The organism is Polaromonas sp. P3_C2, from assembly GCF_056402675.1.
In genome coordinates, this window is the sequence record NZ_JBFUGX010000599.1 from 1 (window position 1) to 2,523 (window position 2,523).

The 2,523-nt window shown below is 58.9% G+C and carries 3 protein-coding genes; all 3 read right to left on the reverse strand.

The window, feature by feature from the left end; all coding sequences use genetic code 11:
• Positions 1-187: HU family DNA-binding protein (locus tag AC1DWI_RS19540; RefSeq protein ID WP_477725505.1), on the reverse strand; the 187-nt coding region annotated here is incomplete at its 3' end.
• A gap of 266 nt (positions 188-453) precedes the next feature.
• On the reverse strand, positions 454-1,548 hold the full coding sequence (locus AC1DWI_RS19545) for a tartrate dehydrogenase (protein ID WP_477671224.1): 1,095 nt from the start codon (positions 1,546-1,548) through the stop codon (positions 454-456).
• A 67-nt stretch (positions 1,549-1,615) separates the two neighbouring features.
• Positions 1,616-2,494, reverse strand: a complete 879-nt coding sequence (locus tag AC1DWI_RS19550; protein WP_477671022.1) for an alpha/beta fold hydrolase — start codon at positions 2,492-2,494, stop codon at positions 1,616-1,618.
• Positions 2,495-2,523: the final 29 nt, after the last annotated feature.

Genomic DNA, 2,523 nt, shown 5'->3' on the forward strand with positions numbered 1-2,523 from the left:
GATTGCGGCCGGTGCGCGCAGCACGTTTTCCCACGGCAAAAGTGCCGAAACCCACCAGAGACACGGAGCCTCCTTTTTTCAGGGTTGTTTTCACAGCGCCAATGGTTGACTCCAGCGCGCGCGTGGCGGCAGCTTTGGAAATATCAGCATGCTTGGCAATGTGCTCGATCAGTTCAGTCTTGTTCACAAGGAGCCCCTCGTTGATAAAAAGTTAATCTGGTTGTCTCTAAAAAATATCTCCCGGGACACTGTGTTGAGTGTGTCAGCGGGAGCGGCATGTGCAGTTTTCTGCTGATTCCAATTAGAGCCATGGACTCCTAACCTGTCAATACAGCAGCAAGTTTTTACAACGTGCGGAGGCGGATTCTAGACGGTTTTTCAGCGCTTTCACGGCTTAATCGTAAGCATGATGTGTAATTTTCATGCTTGACAAAAGCCGTCTTTATGACGGTTTCAGGAAGCGGACAGGGCCTCAGCGACGGCCTTGCCAAGGTCTGTCGTCCCGGCTTTTCCGCCCAGGTCCGGGGTGCGCGGCGCACCGCTTCCAGGGCTCAACACCTTTTCAATTGCAGCGAGGATGCCGTCATGCGCATCCTTGTGCCCCAGGAACTCCAGCATCATGGCACCGCACCACATCTGCCCGATAGGGTTGGCAATGTTGCGGCCCGCAATGTCCGGGGCCGAGCCGTGCACCGGTTCGAACAGCGAAGGAAACTTCCGCTCAGGGTTCAGGTTGGCGCTGGGCGCAATGCCTATGGTGCCCGTGCAGGCCGGCCCCAGGTCACTCAGGATGTCGCCGAAGAGATTGCTGGCCACGACCACGTCGAAGAAGTCGGGCCGCTGCACAAAATGCGCCGTCAGGATGTCGATATGAAATTTATCTAGCTGAATGCCTGGATAGCTTTTTGCCATCTCGGCCACGCGCTCGTCCCAGTAAGGCATGGAGATGGAAATGCCGTTGGACTTCGTCGCACTGGTCAGGTGCTTCTTGGGACGGGACTGGGCGAGTTCAAAGGCGAACTTCAGGACGCGGTCCACGCCGATACGGGTGAACACCGATTCCTGCAGCACAAACTCGCGCTCCGTGCCGGGGAAAGCCCGCCCGCCAATGCTGGAATATTCGCCCTCGGTGTTTTCGCGGACGATGTAAAAATCTATTTCACCAGGTTGCCTCGCGCTTCCGTCACGCCTGACCACCGGTGCAATGATGCCGGGCATCAGCCGCGCCGGCCGCAAATTGATGTACTGGTCGAACTCACGCCTGAACAGCAGCAGCGAACCCCACAAAGACACGTGGTCGGCAATTTTCTCGGGCCATCCCACCGCACCGAAGTAGATCGCGTCATGGCCGCCAATCTGGTCTTTCCAGTTGTCCGGCATCATCTTGCCGTGCTTTTCAAAGTAGTCCCAGTTTGAAAAATCGAAGTGGTCAAACTGCAGGTCAATGCCGTATTTGACGGCCGCAGCCTCCAGCACACGCACGCCTTCTGGCATAACCTCTTTGCCGATGCCGTCGCCTGCAATGACGGCGATGCGTTTTTTTCCGATGCTCTTGCTCATGGTGTTCCTTTTTGACTGTAGTTGGCGTTAATTTGACCCGTTGAGAGCCGCTGATTCAGGGTTTGAAAAAACTCAGCGCTTCTGCCAGCAACAACGCCGGCGCTTCTTCCGCAATGTAGTGACCGCAAGGCAGGCTCCGGCCCGAGACATCTTCAGCCCGGTCCCGCCAGAGGTCCAGCACATCAAAGCATTGGCCCACCGCGCCATGTTCACCCCACAGCACGCGCAGCGGCTGCGCCAGGCGCCGGCCGGCCGCGACGTCCGCGCGGTCGTGCGTCAGGTCGATGGTGGCAGAGGCCCGGTAGTCGTCGCAGATGCTTTGTGCGGTGCCGGGAATTTGCGCGCAGCGTTCGTACTCGGCCAGGGCGGCCGGCGCGAAAGCCGCAAGGCCCGCATGGCGCTTACCCATCACGCTGCGCACGTAACGCACCGGATCGGATTCAATCAAGGCCTCCGGCAAAGGCGGCGGCTGGATCAAGAAGAACCAGTGCCAGTAAGCACGGGCAAATGCATCCGAGGTGTTGTCGTACATGGCCAGCGTGGGCGCGATGTCAAGCAGCATCAGCCGCTGAACCGCGCCAGGATGATCCGCCGCAAGGCGATGGGCTACACGCGCGCCGCGGTCGTGCGCCAGCACCTGGAACCGTTCGAACCCATGGTGACGCATGACAGCGACGGCATCCAGCGCCATCGCGCGTTTGGAATAGGCCTCGTGCGCTGAGTCCCCAGCAACCCTTGCGGAGTCACCGTAACCGCGCAGGTCCATCATCACGACGGTGAATTTTTTCGCAAGCTCTCCCGCAACCAGGTGCCACATCGCGTGGGTTTGCGGGTGCCCATGAAGCAACAGAAGTGGCACCCCTGCGCCGCCCCGCAGAGTGTGCAAGCTGCCGGCCGGGCCGTCGACATCGCACGAAACGAAATTCTCAAACATCAATCAGTCTGCCTTGGTTCGTCTTCGGT